This is a genomic window from Ruegeria jejuensis (genome assembly GCF_041537905.1).
Taxonomy (GTDB): Bacteria; Pseudomonadota; Alphaproteobacteria; order Rhodobacterales; family Rhodobacteraceae; genus Ruegeria_C.
This window is the reverse complement of the sequence record NZ_JBGRUO010000010.1, coordinates 119,659-134,452: the sequence shown is the minus strand read 5'-3', so window position 1 is coordinate 134,452 and position 14,794 is coordinate 119,659. Positions and strand designations below refer to the sequence as shown.

The 14,794-nt window shown below is 62.6% G+C and carries 16 protein-coding genes; 4 read left to right on the top strand and 12 right to left on the bottom strand.

What is annotated here, in order from left to right; genetic code table 11:
- Positions 1-22: 22 nt before the first annotated feature.
- The 5 genes from AB1E34_RS13590 to AB1E34_RS13570 are packed head-to-tail and all read right to left on the bottom strand — an operon-like array spanning position 23 to position 4,071.
- Complete coding sequence (locus AB1E34_RS13590; RefSeq protein ID WP_372572886.1) at positions 23-1,195, bottom strand: molybdopterin molybdotransferase MoeA; 1,173 nt, start codon at positions 1,193-1,195, stop codon at positions 23-25.
- On the bottom strand, positions 1,192-1,665 hold the full coding sequence (gene moaC, locus AB1E34_RS13585) for a cyclic pyranopterin monophosphate synthase MoaC (protein WP_372572885.1): 474 nt from the start codon (positions 1,663-1,665) through the stop codon (positions 1,192-1,194). Before moaC ends, AB1E34_RS13590 begins: the two co-directional genes overlap by 4 nt.
- On the bottom strand, positions 1,665-2,477 hold the full coding sequence (trpC, locus tag AB1E34_RS13580; protein ID WP_372572884.1) for an indole-3-glycerol phosphate synthase TrpC: 813 nt from the start codon (positions 2,475-2,477) through the stop codon (positions 1,665-1,667). The genes moaC and trpC overlap by 1 nt, the downstream gene beginning before the upstream one ends.
- The gene (trpD, locus tag AB1E34_RS13575; protein ID WP_372572883.1) at positions 2,474-3,493 is read right to left on the bottom strand and encodes an anthranilate phosphoribosyltransferase; all 1,020 of its coding nucleotides are present in this window, start codon (positions 3,491-3,493) and stop codon (positions 2,474-2,476) included. Before trpD ends, trpC begins: the two co-directional genes overlap by 4 nt.
- Positions 3,490-4,071 carry an anthranilate synthase component II gene (locus tag AB1E34_RS13570; protein ID WP_372572882.1) on the bottom strand — a complete coding sequence of 194 codons (582 nt, stop codon included), beginning with the start codon at positions 4,069-4,071 and terminating at the stop codon, positions 3,490-3,492. The genes trpD and AB1E34_RS13570 overlap by 4 nt, the downstream gene beginning before the upstream one ends.
- Positions 4,072-4,211: 140 nt before the next feature.
- Here AB1E34_RS13570 and AB1E34_RS13565 point away from each other — a divergent pair, with 140 nt between their 5' ends.
- Positions 4,212-5,675 (top strand): divergent polysaccharide deacetylase family protein, encoded by a 1,464-nt coding sequence (locus AB1E34_RS13565; RefSeq protein ID WP_372572881.1) that lies wholly within the window; start codon positions 4,212-4,214, stop codon positions 5,673-5,675.
- Positions 5,676-5,696: 21 nt separating this feature from the next.
- Here AB1E34_RS13565 and trpE read toward each other — a convergent pair whose 3' ends face one another.
- The 6 genes from trpE to fabI form a co-directional block, all read right to left on the bottom strand.
- A complete protein-coding gene (gene trpE / locus AB1E34_RS13560; RefSeq protein WP_372572880.1) occupies positions 5,697-7,208 on the bottom strand; it encodes an anthranilate synthase component I in 1,512 nt (503 codons plus the stop codon).
- Between the two features lie 10 nt (positions 7,209-7,218).
- On the bottom strand, positions 7,219-9,060 hold the full coding sequence (locus AB1E34_RS13555; RefSeq protein WP_372572879.1) for a peptidyl-prolyl cis-trans isomerase: 1,842 nt from the start codon (positions 9,058-9,060) through the stop codon (positions 7,219-7,221).
- Between the two features lie 78 nt (positions 9,061-9,138).
- A complete protein-coding gene (locus tag AB1E34_RS13550; RefSeq protein WP_372572878.1) occupies positions 9,139-10,314 on the bottom strand; it encodes an aminotransferase in 1,176 nt (391 codons plus the stop codon).
- An 8-nt stretch (positions 10,315-10,322) separates the two neighbouring features.
- Complete coding sequence (gpt, locus tag AB1E34_RS13545) at positions 10,323-10,826, bottom strand: xanthine phosphoribosyltransferase (protein ID WP_372572877.1); 504 nt, start codon at positions 10,824-10,826, stop codon at positions 10,323-10,325.
- A 15-nt stretch (positions 10,827-10,841) separates the two neighbouring features.
- Positions 10,842-11,444 (bottom strand): LysE family translocator, encoded by a 603-nt coding sequence (locus AB1E34_RS13540; protein ID WP_372572876.1) that lies wholly within the window; start codon positions 11,442-11,444, stop codon positions 10,842-10,844.
- 6 nt (positions 11,445-11,450) lie between these two features.
- Positions 11,451-12,257 (bottom strand): enoyl-ACP reductase FabI, encoded by an 807-nt coding sequence (gene fabI, locus AB1E34_RS13535; protein ID WP_372572875.1) that lies wholly within the window; start codon positions 12,255-12,257, stop codon positions 11,451-11,453.
- A 131-nt stretch (positions 12,258-12,388) separates the two neighbouring features.
- On the opposite strand from fabI, the gene pdxH reads away from it, so the two are divergent.
- The 3 genes from pdxH to AB1E34_RS13520 all read left to right on the top strand — a co-directional run bounded on the left by pdxH (position 12,389) and on the right by AB1E34_RS13520 (position 14,138).
- On the top strand, positions 12,389-12,994 hold the full coding sequence (pdxH, locus tag AB1E34_RS13530) for a pyridoxamine 5'-phosphate oxidase (RefSeq protein ID WP_372572874.1): 606 nt from the start codon (positions 12,389-12,391) through the stop codon (positions 12,992-12,994).
- Between the two features lie 122 nt (positions 12,995-13,116).
- A complete protein-coding gene (locus AB1E34_RS13525; RefSeq protein ID WP_306194570.1) occupies positions 13,117-13,656 on the top strand; it encodes a cold-shock protein in 540 nt (179 codons plus the stop codon).
- A 29-nt stretch (positions 13,657-13,685) separates the two neighbouring features.
- On the top strand, positions 13,686-14,138 hold the full coding sequence (locus AB1E34_RS13520) for a DUF192 domain-containing protein (protein ID WP_372572912.1): 453 nt from the start codon (positions 13,686-13,688) through the stop codon (positions 14,136-14,138).
- A gap of 152 nt (positions 14,139-14,290) precedes the next feature.
- Here the strand turns inward: AB1E34_RS13520 and AB1E34_RS13515 are convergent, their stop codons facing one another.
- Positions 14,291-14,752: a hypothetical protein gene (locus AB1E34_RS13515; RefSeq protein ID WP_372572873.1), complete on the bottom strand. Its 462-nt coding sequence runs from the start codon at positions 14,750-14,752 to the stop codon at positions 14,291-14,293.
- Between the last annotated feature and the right edge of the window lie 42 nt (positions 14,753-14,794).

The window sequence follows — 14,794 nt, the reverse complement described above, 5'->3', positions numbered from 1 at the left end:
TCAATGCGTTTGACACAAGCACTCAGAGCGGGATGTAGCTGACCGTCTCTCCGACCTCGCGGGCCGGGTCCTGAGGCGGGCGCATGATCAGCGCATTGGCGCTCGCCAGAACCCGCAGCAGTGAGCTGTCCTGATCCTCCGCCGCTGCGATGCCGTTACTATCGATCATGGCCCGCATGTAGTGCGCACGCGGTCCGTTTTCTGTGAGAGCTTTCGTCAGCGTGGCGCTGTACATCTGGGGCAGCGGGTCGGGCAGGCCCTGCATATGGCGCAGCAGCGGGGCCACGAAGATATGCCCGCAAATCATGGCAGAGACCGGATTTCCCGGCAGACCGATCATCGCCGCATCCCCCAAGCGACCCGCCATCAGCGGTTTGCCCGGGCGCATCAGCACCTTGTAAAACGACCGCTGCATCCCGAGCGTGCCGGTGACCTCTTCGACCAGATCGTGATCGCCCACAGACGCACCACCGATGGTGATCACCACATCGGCACCTACCGCCAATTCCAGCGCGGTGCTGAGCGAGCGAGTGGTGTCGCGCGCCACCGGCAACATCCGGACTTGCGCGCCGACCTCTTCGAGCAGCGCCTTCAGGCCAAAGGTATTGGAGGCGATGATCTGATCCGGGCCGGGGATATCGCCGGGCATCACCAACTCGTCGCCGTTCGAGATCAGGGCAACAACCGGGCGACGGGTCACAGGTACGTCGGGGATGTTCATGGCCGCGAGCAGGGCAACGTCCGACGGGGTCAGGCGGCGCGGGGCGGTCAGGCGATCGCCTATGCGGAAGTCGACACCTGCGGGGCGGACATTGGATTTGGTGCCCGGCCCATCGGTGATGGTGACGAGATCGCCGCGCTGTTCGGTATTTTCCTGAATGACGACAAAATCCGTGCCCTCGGGCATCGGCGCACCAGTGAAGATGCGCACCGCCTGACCCGGCTTCACACCGCCGGAAAAGCGTTTACCTGCAGCGGCTTCTCCGATCACCTTGAACATGGCATGCAGCTCGACCTCGGTCGAATTCATCGCATAGCCATCCATCGACGAGGCCGCAAAGGGCGGCTGGTCGCGGGTCGCAACCGCATCGCGGGCCAAAACCCCGCCTGCAGCCTGTGCCAGCGGGACGGTCTCGACCTCCAGCGGTGAGACGAGGTCAAACAGATGGGCGCGGGCCTCGTCGACAGAGATCATTGTGCCTCGTAGCGGCCTGATTTGCCGCCGTCTTTCAGAACCACGCGAATGCCGCCGATCTGCATGGATTTATCCACCGCCTTGGTCATGTCATAGACCGTCAGCGCTGCCGTAGACACCGCCGTCAGCGCCTCCATCTCGACGCCGGTCTGGCCCGTGGTGCGCACGGTGGCTTCGACTTGCACACCAGGCAGGTCCGGGTCCAGCGTCAATTCAACGGCGACCTTCGTCACTGGCAGCGGATGGCAGAGCGGGATCAGGTCGGGGGTCTTCTTGGCCCCCATGATGCCTGCCAGACGTGCGACACCCAGAACATCGCCCTTCTTGGCGCGACCTTCTGAAATGATATCAAAGGTTTCGCGCTGCATGCTCACGTGACCTCGGGCTACGGCAATACGGTGGGTGATCTCCTTATCCGAGACATCGACCATATGGGCATCACCCTTGCTGTCGAAATGGGTCAGTGCCATCACATGGCTCCGGGCACCAGTGGATTGGCCAGCAGGTCATGGGTGGCCTTTTCCACATCGTCCTGACGCATCAGGCTTTCGCCGATCAGGAAACACCGCGCGCCATAGCGGGCGATATCGGCCAGTTCCTCGGCGCTGTGCAACCCGCTTTCGCAGACGATGGTGCGGTCCGAGGGCACCAGTTTGGACAGCGTGCGCGTGGTGTCCAGCGAGGTCTCAAACGTGTGCAGGTTGCGGTTGTTGATGCCGATCAGCGGGCTGGTCAGCTTGGCGGCGCGTTCCAATTCATGCGCGTCATGAACCTCGATCAGCACGTTCATCTCCCAGTCATGGGCGGTCTGTTCCAGTTCGGCGGCCTGCTCATCGTCGACCGAGGCCATGATGATCAGGATACAATCTGCGCCCAGCGCCCGCGCCTCGACCACCTGATAGGGGTCATACATGAAATCCTTGCGCAGAACGGGCAGGTCGCAGGCGGCGCGGGCCTGTTTCAGATACTCCTTTGCGCCCTGAAAACTGGGCGTGTCTGTCAGAACCGACAGGCAGGTCGCGCCGCCAGCGGCATAGGCTGCGGCCAGCGCTGCTGGATCGAAATCGGCACGAATAAGACCCTTGGACGGGCTGGCTTTCTTGATCTCGGCGATCAACCCGTAGCCGCTGCGTTTGGCCTCGCGCAGCGCGGTCAGGAATGGCCGCACCGGCGCGGCGTCGCGGGCCAGCGACTCCATCCGATCAAGCGAGGTCTCTTCCTTGTCGGCTGCAAGCTCTTCCAGCTTGTAGGCCTTGATCTTGTCCAGAATGGTTTCCGTCATGAGGCGTCCTGTGTGATTTTGGCCAAGGCCGAGATTTTGTCGCGCGCTTTACCGCTATCGATGCTTTCTGCTGCGATTTCAACACCTTCCCGAAGGTCGCTCGCCTTTTCGGCGATCACCAGCGCGGCCGCCGCGTTCAGCAAGACGGCGTCGCGATAGGCCGAGGGCACGCCATCGAGCAAGGCGTTGAAGGCGCGCGCGTTCTCTTCCGGCGTTCCGCCGATGATCTCTTCGAACGCATGCACCGGCAGGCCCGCATCTTCGGGATGTAGTTCAACCTCTTTCACCACGCCATCCTCAAGCGCTGCGACCCAACTGATGCCGGTGATGGTCAGCTCATCGGTGCCGTCCGAGCCATGCACCAGCCAGGCGCGGTCGGATCCGAGCTGTCCCAGCGTTTCGGCCATGGGCCGGATCAGGTCACGGGAAAACGCGCCGGTCAGTTGTCGTTTCACACCTGCAGGGTTGGTAAGCGGCCCCAGAATGTTGAAGATGGTGCGGGTGCCCAGTTCCTGCCGGGTTGGCATCACATGGGCGATCGCCGGATGGTGCATGGGGGCCATCATGAAGCAGATACCAGCCTCTTTCAGCGCCTTTTCAGCCACTTCCGCGCCGATCATCACGTTGATGCCCATCTGCCCCAGCGCATCCGCCGCGCCGGATTTCGAGCTGAGATTGCGGTTGCCATGCTTGGCCACCACCACATCCGCCCCGGCCACCACAAAAGCGGTCGCGGTCGAGATGTTGAGCGTGCCCTTGCCATCCCCGCCGGTGCCGACAATGTCCATCGCACCTTCGGGCGCGGACACCGCATGGCATTTCGCGCGCATCACGGCGGCGGCGGCGGCATATTCATCCACCGTTTCGCCCCGCGTACGCAGCGCCATCAGCAACCCGCCGATCTGGCTGGGCGTTGCCTCGCCATCAAAGAGAACCTGAAACGCCGCTTCGGCTTGCGCCCGCGACAGGGGACCATTGGCAGCCGCATCGATCAGCGGCTTCAGCGCGTCGCTCATGCGGGAACCTTCATCTCGTCCAAAAAATTGCGCAGCAGCGCATGGCCGTGTTCCGAGGCGATGGATTCGGGGTGAAACTGCACGCCATGCATCGGCAAGTCGCGATGCTGCAGACCCATGATGGTGCCATCCTCAAGCTCGGCGGTGATCTCAAGACAGTCCGGCAGGCTCTCGCGTTCGACAATCAGCGAATGATAGCGCGTCGCCTCAAACGGCGAGGGCAGCCCGGCAAACAGCCCTTTGCCGCTGTGCTGCATCATGCCCATCTTGCCATGCACGATCTCATGACAGCGCACCACCTTGCCGCCAAAGGCCTGACCGATGGACTGATGCCCTAGGCAGACGCCCATGAGTGGCGTTTTCGTTTCGGCGGCGGCTTGGATCAGGGCCAGGCAGATGCCCGCCTGATCCGGGTCGCAGGGACCGGGGCTGAGCAGGATGCCATCCGGCTTCATGCCCATCGCCTCCTGCACGTCTAGCGCGTCGTTGCGGCGCACCACCATCTCGGCCCCAAGCTCGCCCAGATAGTGAACGAGGTTGTAGGTGAAGGAATCGTAGTTATCGATCAGCAGCAGCATGTCAGCTCGTTGATTAAGGGCTGGCGAGGACCGGCCCCGCCGCAGTATAGTGTGGGCATACTTGTTCAGGCTTGCCGCGCAGCGTCAAGAGCGCAAGCCGGGCAATACCATAAGAAGAGCACGAAAGAGGCGACAAGGATATGGGCGGATTTTTCGGAGGACTGCTGGCCGGTGCGGCGGTTGTGCTATGTGTAAGCGTGGGAGCGTCTCTGCTGATGCCGCTTTCGCCCCAACCCGAGGTTGCGAGTGAGACGCCCACGGCGGTGCCTGCGCAACCGGAGGCGGCAGAGGTGGATGTGGCCCAGCCCGGGCCGGACGCCGATCTGGTCGATGTTGCGCCGCGCGCACCTGACGGACCCGAGAACGAGAGCGACACCATCGCGGCCAGCACCGGGGCGGATACGCAACCGGGAAACAAGCCAGATATTACAGAGACAACCGCCGGTCTGACCGGCCCCGAAGCGGGCGCCGCCCCTGAACTGGAGGTCGAGGCGGAAAAACCGGTCTCGCAAACTGCGGCGATCGAGGCCCCGGCAATTCCGGAGCAGGACGAGACTCCCAGCGTGTCGACCGAGGCACCGGAACCACCCGCGCCTGAACCTGCCGAACCGCCCGTGGTCACCCGAAACGGAGAGCCGTCGGTGCTGGCCGAGGCAACACCGCCCGCCTTGATCACCCCACAGGCGCCAGAGGGCCAGCAGCCCCCGACCGCGCCCGAATTGCCCGCCGCTGAGCCCGAAGCGCCGCTGGTTCCAGAGGTTGAAACCGAAGCGGCCGAGACCGAAAGTGATTCGCCCCGGCTCGCCGCTCTGCCGCCCGTTCGACAGGGCACCGGATCAGAGACAAGTACACGAATCGGCACGCCGGTTGTGCCTCTGACGGATCGCCACAAGACCGTGTCGGCACCGGGGGTCGGAGAACTCGGCGGTGAGCCTCCGATCTCGGCCTACGCTGTGGGCTTCGACAACCCCGAAGAAAAGCCGCTGATGTCGATCGTGCTGATCGATGATGATGCCGCCCTGGGCGTCGAGGCCTTGCGCGAGTTTCCCTATCCGCTGACCTTTGCCGTCGATCCGACCAAGCCTGACGCCGCCGAAAAAATGGCCAGCCACCGCGCCGCCGGGTTTGAGGTGGTGATGCTGACCGATATGCCGCTGGCCGCCACCGCGCAGGATGCCGAAGTGTCGCTGTCGGTCTGGATGGAGGCGGTGCCCGAAACGGTCGCGCTGCTGGAAGGCACGCGCACGGGTATTCAGGGCAACCGTCCGCTGTCGGATCAGATCACCGCGATTGCAGGTGGGACGGGGCGAGGGCTGATCACGCAAGGCAAGGGTCTGAACACGGTGCAGAAACTCGCCGCGCGCGAGGGCGTGCCCTCGACCGTGGTGTTCCGCGATTTTGACGGGGCGGGCCAGACGCCTACCGTAATGCGGCGCTTCCTTGATCAGGCCGCGTTCCGCGCCGGGCAGGAGGGGGCCGTCGTGATGCTGGGCCGGGTGCGGCCCGACACGGTATCGGCGCTGCTGCTCTGGGGGTTGCAGGACCGCGCCAGCCGTGTTGCGCTGGCTCCGGTTTCTGCCGTGTTAACGCAAGGCGCGGAGTGATCCCGAAGCGGCGGTCGGCCCCTAGCCGTTGCCGCCGCCGGTAAAGCGCGCCGCGTCCTCAGCCGCGCGGCGGATTGCGTTGGATTTGTGAACGGTTTCCATGAACTCGGCCTCGGGGTCGCTGTCATAGACCACGCCGCCACCGGCCTGGATATAGAGCTTGCGATCCTTCACGATCGCGGTGCGCAGGGCGATGCAGATATCCATGTCGCCGCCCGATGAGAAATACCCCACGCCGCCGCCATAGATGCCGCGTTTTTCCGGCTCCAGCTCGTCGATGATCTCCATCGCGCGCACCTTGGGCGCGCCTGACACGGTGCCAGCGGGCATCCCGGCAAAGAAGGCATCCAGCGCGTCTTTGCTTTCATCCAGTTCACCCACCACGTTCGAGACAATGTGCATCACGTGGCTGTAGCGTTCGATGATGAACTGCTCGGTCGGGCGCACGGTGCCGATCTTGGCTACGCGCCCGCAATCGTTGCGGCCCAGATCGAGCAGCATGAGATGTTCGGCCAACTCCTTCTGATCGGCCAGCAGATCGACCTCATGGGCGCGATCCTCTTCCGGCGTCGCACCCCGGGGCCGGGTGCCTGCAATGGGGCGGATGGTGACCTCGTCGCCAAAGACCCGCACCAGGATCTCGGGGCTTGCGCCTACCACCTGAAACCCGCCGAAGTTGAAATAGAACATGAAGGGCGAGGGGTTGGTGCGCCGCAGCGAGCGGTAGAGCGCGAAGGGCGGCTGCGGGAACTCCTGCGTCCAGCGCTGCGCCGGAACGACCTGAAAGATATCGCCCGCGCGGATGTATTCCTTGGCCTTCTCGACCGCGTCCAGATAGCCCTGCTTGGTGAAGTTCGACACCGGCGGCGCGACCTCATGCGCCTGACCCAGATCGCGGCTTTCGCTGGGCATGGCGCGTTCCAGATCGCGCACGGCATCCATCACCCGCTCAGCGGCCTGTGCATAAGCCGCACGCGCGGATTGGCCATCGCTGACCCAAGCGGGGGAAACCACCGTAACCTCGCCCTTGACGCCGTCCAGCACCGCCACGACCGAGGGGCGCATCATCACCGCGTCGGGCAGGCCCAGCGGGTCGGGGTTCACATCTGGCAAATGCTCGACCAGACGGATCATGTCATAGCCGAGATAGCCAAAGAGCCCGGCTGCGGCCTGCGGCATGTCGTCGGGCAGGTCGATGCGGCTTTCGGCCAGCAATGCGCGCAGCGTGTCCATCGGATTGCCGTCCTGCGCCTGAAAGGCGTCAGGGTCGAAGCGCGCCGAGCGGTTGATCGACGAGGTCTCGCCATGGCAGCGCCAGATCAGGTCGGGCTTCATGCCGATGATCGAATACCGCCCGCGCACCTCGCCACCGGTCACCGATTCCAGCATGAACGCATCTTTCTGCGCGCCGGTCAGCTTCAGCATCAGCGAGACGGGCGTATCCAGATCGGCGGCAAGCCTTGCATAGACCACCTGATTTTCGCCCGCCTCATAGGCACGGGCGAACGCATCGTATTCGGGGATGACGGCCATCTGCGTTGCCCTAGAAATTCGTGTGCACCGCCGTCAGTGCCTGCTGGTCCACCGTCGGGCGGCTGCGGGTCTGGGCGTCGCGCACAAATGCATCAAAGAGGTTCCGGGCCAGGGTCTGGTCCATCTGTGCGCCCAGTGCCTGACGCATCTGGTTCAACTCATAGTTCTCTTCGGGCGGCAGAACCTCGTCCAGACGCACGATCTGCGCCTGATCGGGGCCCGAGATCACCCGCAGTTCGCCCGGCTCCATCTCAAAGACCTGAGTCATGAAATCGGCAGGGGTGCCGTCCAGGAAAGCAGTGCGGGTCAGGCCATTCTCGACACGGACAGGCAGGCCGGTGGCGGTGAAATCGCCATCCGCTTCCAACTGATCCGCCGTCCCTTGGGCCATTTCGGCAAGCGCGGCCTCGGTTTCCGCCTGTTGCCATGCGGCGATCACGCTCTCGCGCGCCTGCTCGAGCGGTTCGGGGCGCGGCTCCAGCACCTCGTCCAAACGCAGCGCAAAAAGCGAACCGTCTTCGAGGAAGTCGATCTCGGGGAAATCACCCTCTTGCACATTGGACGCGGCAGCGCGGAAGCCGTCATAAGCGGCCACACCGTCCGAGCTTTCCTCGGTCCAGTCGATCTGACCAACCTCCATCCCGGCTTCATCGCCCAACTCTTCCAGCGTGGCACCACCGGCCAGCAGATCGTTGAGGTTTTCGGCCTCGCCTTCCAGCAGGCGCCGGGCGCGGGCTGCGGCCAGCTCATCGCGCAATTCGGCTTCGACCTCTTCGAACGGGGTTTCGCGCGCCTCAAGCGTGCCATTGACGCGATAAAGCGCCGGGCCCAGATCCGAGGGCAGGGGGCCGACCACCGCGCCGATTTCGGCGGCAAAGATCCCGTCGGCGGCATCCCCCAGTTCGGTGGCGGACAGATCGCCCAGATCCACATCGACCATGGTCAGGCCGCGATCCTCGACCAGTTTTTCAAAACTCGTGCCGTTCACTTCGATCTGCGCCAGCGCGGATTGCGCGGCCTCGGCATCAGAAAAGACCAGACGTTCCACCAGGCGGCGCGCGGGCTGGTTGAACTCGGCTTCGCGCGTCTCATAAAGATTGCGGATCGACTCTTCGTCGACCTCGACCTGATCCAGCATCGCTTCGGGCGAGAGCAGCGCATAGGTCACGCGCTTGGTGCGGGGCAGGGTGAACTGATCGATATTGGTGTCGTAATAGTCCGATATCTGTGCTTCGGTGGGCGTGGTGATTTCGGTCTGCAACTGGTCAGCCCCAAGGGTGGCGACGGTAAAGCTGCGCCGTGCGCCGACAAAATCGGTCATCGTCTGGGCAAAGGTGTCGGGCATCGAAACGCCTGAGATCAGCGCGCTTTGCACCAGCGTGCGCGCGGATTCTTTACGCAGATTGTCCTCGAATTCGGATTCGCTCAGCCCGGCCTGCTCGACGGCAAAGCGATAGGCTTCACGGTCAAAGCCGCCATTCACGCCCTGAAAGGCAGGAATTTCCATGATTTCCTGCTGCAGGTTTTCGTCCCCAAGCGATACGCCCAGCTGTGTCACCTCGTGATCCAGCGCAGCCAGTGCGACCAGCCGCGACAGGGCCAGTTGATCCAGACCCAGTTCGCGCGCTTGCGACATGGTCAGGCCTCGCCCGGTCTGCTGTTGCAACGCTCTGATTTCACCCTGCAATTCACGATAATACTCATCGATGCTGATGGTCTCGTCGCCGACCGTCGCCACGGTCCGGGCGGTGCCCAGCATATCGACCGCGCCGAACCCGGCAAGACCGACCATCAACAGACCCATCAGGATCCAGACAAACGTTTTCGACATCTTCTTGGCGACTGCGGCCATGGCGCTCCCTCACCTCCGGTTCAGACCGGGATTTTGACTTGCCGCACTGTCTACGACGGGCGCTGGCGGGGGGCAAGTTCAGAAGGGCAGATTCGCCAACCGGTCGAAGAGTTTCCCGATGCCTGCGCGATCGAGATTGGCGAAGGCGATGCGCAGTTGCTTGCGGCCCGCCGGGTCGCCCTCGGGCATGAACATGGTGCCGGGCAGCAGAAGGATGCCCGCCTCCTGCACAAGGCGCGGTGCAAGCTCGTCCGAGGGGATGTCGAACGGGTGTTCGAAATAGGCAAAATACGCCCCCAGACCCAACAGCCGCCAGCCGCGGTCGTCAAGCCGGGGCAGATTCTCGGCGATCGCGGCGCGGCGGTCGAGGATTTCATGCCGCTCGCCCGCCAGCCATTGCCGCAGGTTCCGCATCCCCCAGAGCGCGGCATATTGGCCAATCTGGCCGGGGCAGATGGCGACCGTGTCCAGAAACTTCTCGATCTCACCCAGCAGCGCCGGGCTGCTTGCCAGCGCGCCGACGCGGTGCCCAGTCAGGCGGTAGGCCTTGGAGAAGGAATAGAGATGCACCAGCGTCTTGTCCCAGTCGGGCAATCCCATCAATCCGTGTGGAGGGCCCTCGCGGCTGTCGAAATCGCGATAGGTTTCGTCAACCAGCAGGCGCAGGCCGTGCTCAGCGGCCAGATCGTAAAAGGCGCGGACCAGGTCTGCGGGATATTCCACACCGCCAGGATTGTTCGGCGTGACGAGTGCGATGGCGCGAGTGCGGTCTGTGATCAGGGCGCGGGCCGCATCGAGGTCGGGTCGCAAATCATCGCCGGTCGGCAACGGTACAGAGGTCACGCCAGCCATGTCCAGCCACATTTTGTGATTGAAATACCATGGCGTTGGCAGGATCACCTCATCCTCTTCGCCGGTGATCGCGGCGATGGCGGCAGCAAAGGCCTGATTGCAGCCCGAGGTGATGGCCACCTGATCTGCGCGGACCTGCCCGTCATAATGGTCGGAGATTTCACGCGCCAGTTCCGCCCGCAATTCAGGATTGCCCAGCACCGGCCCGTAAAGATGCGCCGCGTCCTCGGTCACGGCAAACTCCGCCATCGCTTTGCGCAGCGCTTCGGGCGGCGGATCGACCGGCGCGGCCTGACTGACGTTAATCAAGGGGCGCTCGGGCGGAAACTCCACGCCTTCGAGCCAGCGCCGCGCCTCCATCACCGGGGGCGCAAAGGTCGTGGCGGTGCGGGTCTGGGCCATGCAGATGCTCAATCGGTGCCGCGATAGGGCTCGACATATTGCAGGGCCATATCCCACGGAAAGAATATCCAGGTGTCCTGGCTGACCTCGGTGATGAACGTGTCCACGGTCGGGCGGCCCTGCGGTTTGGCATAGACGGTGGCGAAATGCGCCTTGGGGTAGAGTTTGCGCACCAGTTCCAGCGTTTTGCCGCTATCGACCAGATCATCGACGATCAGGATGCCCTCGCCATCGCCCATCAACGCGGCATCGGGGGATTTCAGCACCTCGGCCTCGCCCTGATCCTGATGGTGGTAAGAGCGCACGCTGATCGTGTCGACGGTGCGGATGTCCAACTCGCGGCTGACGATCATCGCCGGGGCCATGCCACCACGGGTGATCGCCACCACAGCGCGCCAGCCACCATCGTCAGGGCCTTGCCCGTCCAGCCGCCAGGCCAGCGCCCGCGCGTCGCGGTGAATCTGATCCCAACTGATGTGAAAGCCTTTTTCGTGGGGCAGGCGGTCGGTCATCGGGTGTTCCTCATATTATCGGCTGAGCAGCAGGCGCAGGCCGAGAAGGCCCATGATTCCCGCCGCGATCCGGTCCAGCGTTGGTTTGGCGCGCAAATAGCCTTGACGGGCCCGCCCTGTCGAGAGCAGCAGCACCAGACCCCCGCCCACCAGCCACTCGACCATCAGGTGATTGAGCACGATCACCGCCTTGTCAGCCAGCGTCAGGCCGGGCGGAAAGATCACCACCAGCAGGGCGGCGGCAAACAGTATCGATTTCGGGTTGGCCAGGTTGACCAGAACGCCACCCAGAAAGGCGCGGGCAGGGGGCACCGGCATCTCGCCCAGCGGATCACGCGCCGCGCGCCATGTCTTGCACGCGATGTAGATCAGGTAGAGCGCACCGGCGGCCTTGAAGATTGCGTAGGCCCAGGGAAAGAGACGGAACACCGCATCCAACCCCAGCAGCGCCGTTATGGTCCAGCAGACTGCCATGCTGCCCAACCCCAGAACCGCATAGATCCCCGTGCGCCGCCCCTGGCTGAGGGTCTGGCGCACGAAATACAGCATGGCCGGTCCTGGACTGAGGATCGCCGCCAGCAGCGTCAGGTTGAAGGCAACCAGATGTTCCCAGCCCATTCCGGGTCAGCTCTTTTCGATGTCCGGCGCGTCGACCGCCTTCATACCGACCACGTGATAGCCCGCATCCACATGCAGGTTCTCGCCCGTGACACCCGAGCTCAGATCGCTGAGCAGGTAGAGCGCGGAATTGCCGACATCATCGATGCTGACATTGCGGCGCAGGGGCGAGTTGTGCTCGTTCCATTTCATGATGTAACGGAAATCACCGATGCCGCTGGCCGCCAGCGTCTTGATCGGCCCCGCCGAGATCGAGTTGACGCGGATATTGTCCTTGCCCAGATCTTCGGAAAGATACTTCACCGACGCCTCAAGCGCGGCCTTGGCCACGCCCATCACGTTATAGTGCGGCATCACCTGCTCGGCCCCGTAATAGGTGAGTGTGACGGCGCTGCCGCCATCGCTCATCAGCTTTTCGGCCCGCTGCATCACGGCGGTGAAGGAATAGACCGAGATATCCATGGTCAGTTTGAAATTCGCCCGGCTGGTGTCGACATATCGGCCGCGAAGTTCATTTTTGTCAGAAAAACCAATCGCGTGCACGACGAAATCCATCTTGCCCCATCGCTCTGACAGGGTCTCGAACAGCGCATCGATCGAGCTTTCGTCGCCCACGTCGCAAGGCAGCACGATATCGCTGCCCAATTGCGCGGCCAGCGGGTCCACCCGTTTCTTCAGCGCCTCGCCCTGATAGGAAAATGCGAGTTCTGCCCCTGCCTCGGACAGCGCGCGCGCGATGCCCCATGCTATGGATTTGTCATTCGCCAGTCCCATGATGAGGCCGCGTTTGCCAGCCATCAACTGATTTGACATGTTCGGTTCTCCGCCTGTCGTTATGACCTTGTGGTTTAGGCCATTGACCTTTGGGCATCAAGTGCGACGCGCGCTTGCCGACAGGCACAACTGCGCTTAGGGTTCAAAACGGGATCGTATCGGAGAAGACAATGAGTGAGCGGGGCGGCATTTTTGCGGGGGACGATCCCTTTGCGCTTGCGCGCCAGTGGCTGGCCGAGGCCGAAACGTCGGAACCCAATGACGCCAATGCCATCGCACTCGCTACGGTTGATTCTAACGGGCTGCCCGATGTGCGTATGGTTCTGCTGAAAGAGATCGAGCCAGCAGCTTTTGTCTTTTACACCAACTACGGCAGCGCCAAGGCCCACGAACTTGACGGTGCAGGCAAGGCGGCCTTTGTGCTACACTGGAAATCGCTACGGCGGCAAATCCGTGTGCGGGGGGCAGTCAGCCGCGAGGATGGGCTGCTTGCGGATGAATATTATGCGTCGCGATCGCTCAAAAGCCGATTGGGGGCCTGGGCATCACGGCAGTCGCAACCACTTGAAAGCCGCGCGGCATTGATGGCCGAGGTGGCAAAGGTGACAGCAAGGCTGGGTCCGAACCCGCCACGACCACCGTTTTGGGGTGGCTACCGGATCATTCCCAGCCAGATAGAGTTTTGGGCCGATGGCGCGTTTCGCCTGCATGACAGGTTTGTCTGGCGGCGCGAAGGCACGGACAAAGACTGGAAGATAGAACGGCTCAATCCATGAGACGAATATGACGGTAAATGCACAAATATGTACGCTCTTTTCTTTTTTAACTTGAATGTGGAGGGTAGAATCCTGCAAATCTTAACACGAATGTTAACTCTCTCTTAACTATGGAACGCTCTGTGGCAGAAGATCTAGGCGGGATGTCCCACATACGTGGTCGGGTGAAGTGGTTCGACCCGGCCAAGGGATATGGCTTCGTCGTCTCTGACTCAGGTGGGCCGGATATCCTGCTGCACGTGAATGTGTTGCGGAATTTCGGGCAAAGCTCTGTCGCTGACGGTGCGGCGATCGAGATCATGACTCATCGCACCGACCGTGGCGTTCAGGCAGTCGAAGTGCTCTCCATCGCGCCACCCGAACGGGATGACACGCTGGTGCTGTCGGATTTCGAACATCTCGATACCGGCATCATTCAGGAAACGCCGATGGAGCCCGCGCGGGTAAAATGGTTCGACAAGGGCAAGGGGTTTGGCTTTGCCAATATCTTTGGCCGGGGCGAAGATGTGTTCCTGCATATCGAAGTGCTGCGCCAGTCGGGCCTTGCCGATCTGCAACCAGGAGAAGCGATCGCCATGCGGGTGATCGACGGCAAGCGGGGCCGTATGGCGGCTGAGGTGCTGGCCTGGGAAACCGCGATTTCCACCAAGGGTGGCCAGTGACCCCGCTCAAGGCGCTGCTTGCATCCCTCATGATGATCTCGGGGTCTTCGGCATGGGCGGAAGCCTGCCGTGAGGATGTGGTTCAGTTGCGCAGCGATGGATCGGAACTGCGGTTTCAGGTTGAACTCGCCGACACCCCGCAGGAGCGCTCGCGCGGGTTGATGTTCCGCGAAAGCCTGCCGCAGCGCGCGGGGATGTTGTTTGTCTATGAGCAGCCTCAACGGGCGTCCTTCTGGATGAAGAATACGCTGATCCCGCTCGACATGATCTTTGTTGATTCGACCGGAACCGTGACCCATGTGCATCATCAGGCGATTCCCGGCGATCTGACGGCAATAGATGGCGGCACCGGCGTGTTTTCAGTGCTGGAAATAAATGGCGGGCTGGCGAGAAAATATGGAATCGCGCCAGGTAGCGTGCTGCGGCACGAGGTTTTTGCCGATGGTCCCGCCGCCTGGTCATGTGAGGGTGCTTCTCCGTGACCCTGAACGCCTTCTCCCTGTCTGACCCCGAAGATTCTCAGCTGTGAGCCTTGCACGCAGTGCAGGCGCTGGGGGCCGGTTCCTGGACCAAATTGCGCTCAAAGACTGATGGGCAGCGCATCGCGCGCGAGTCACGCCAAGAGCAGGGTGCGTTAACCGGGGTCTGCTGGCACGTCAGGAGCGACCGGGACGCCACCCGCCATACGCAGCAGGCTGGACATCTTGCGATTGATTCGCGGATCACCTGGGACCACGCGCTGCGCCAGCCCCTTTTTCTGCGGCACATTCAGAAACAGTTCCGCATCCACCACATATCCCGGAGCGGATTGCGATGCGCTGAACCGGATCACCAGTTGCGGCAAGTCTTCGGGATAACCGTCATAGGCCAGAATGGTGGCTGCAGCCTCGGGCGGGGGCAGCAACTCGCGGCATTCATAGATGTCTTTTTCAGGCCGATTGAACGTATAGGCCGGCCCGTCGCAAGCCAGTTCGAAGATGTCGAAAAGCTGTGTCGGATACTCGTTGAACCGGGCTGAGCTCTTCCCGGGCACAACATCTTGGGGTGCGCAGGCGGCCAGCAGGATCAGTAGGGCGGATATTCCGAAGTGCTTCACGTGCTGTTCCGATCTACTTTTTGTCCCGGTCTGAGACCAAGA